Origin of the sequence: Mycolicibacterium komossense (assembly GCF_025822605.1) — a bacterium.
Classification (GTDB): domain Bacteria; phylum Actinomycetota; class Actinomycetes; order Mycobacteriales; family Mycobacteriaceae; genus Mycobacterium; species Mycobacterium komossense.
In genome coordinates, this window is record NZ_JACKTY010000034.1 from 1 (window position 1) to 535 (window position 535).

At 63.9% G+C, this 535-nt stretch carries 1 protein-coding gene; it reads left to right on the forward strand.

Annotated elements, in window-relative coordinates:
* Positions 1-95 precede the first annotated feature (95 nt).
* Positions 96-338 (forward strand): hypothetical protein, encoded by a 243-nt coding sequence (locus H7J73_RS22535; RefSeq protein ID WP_005110614.1) that lies wholly within the window; start codon positions 96-98, stop codon positions 336-338.
* The last annotated feature ends 197 nt before the right edge of the window (positions 339-535 follow it).

The window sequence follows — 535 nt, forward strand, 5'->3', positions numbered from 1 at the left end:
ACACACCTCATCGCTCTGCCGCACGCGGCCAGCGGCCCCCGACACCACTTCCTCCCCGGTGTAACGCACCCCATGGATCACACAGCAGGGACAGAATGAGGGCAACGGAACGTCAACGCAATGCCCCATCAGAGGGCGTCATTGTCGAGCGTCTTCGCACCGAGGCAACCAACTGGATCAACGCCGTGGCGCTCCAATCAGGACGCATCGACCGACGCTTCAACAAGCGGCACGCCGACCACGTGGAACTCCAAACTCTTGAACGTGACCTGCACTTCTTCCTGTTAGCGGCGGTACGCCTTCGCCGCTGTATCGAGCAGGTGTCTCGATACCAGTAAAGAAAGTTCTCACATCGCAGGTCAGCGACGGTCAGGCTATTGGTCCGGCCTGCCGCTCGCGGCGTCTCGATGCGGCGAGCAGCGAGGGCAGCTGCGCCTCGTCGTGATGCCAGCGCTGTGGCCTGCGACTTAGTTCCGGCGCCGGTCGTGGGTGCATGCATGCGTGGCGGCGGACGGAGGGCGGAGCGCAGGGAGCG

What these genes read in the sequence shown, in the direction of transcription:
- H7J73_RS22535 (WP_005110614.1), top strand. Translation starts at nt 96, where the DNA reads ATGAGGGCAACGGAACGTCAACGCAATGCCCCATCAGAGGGCGTCATT.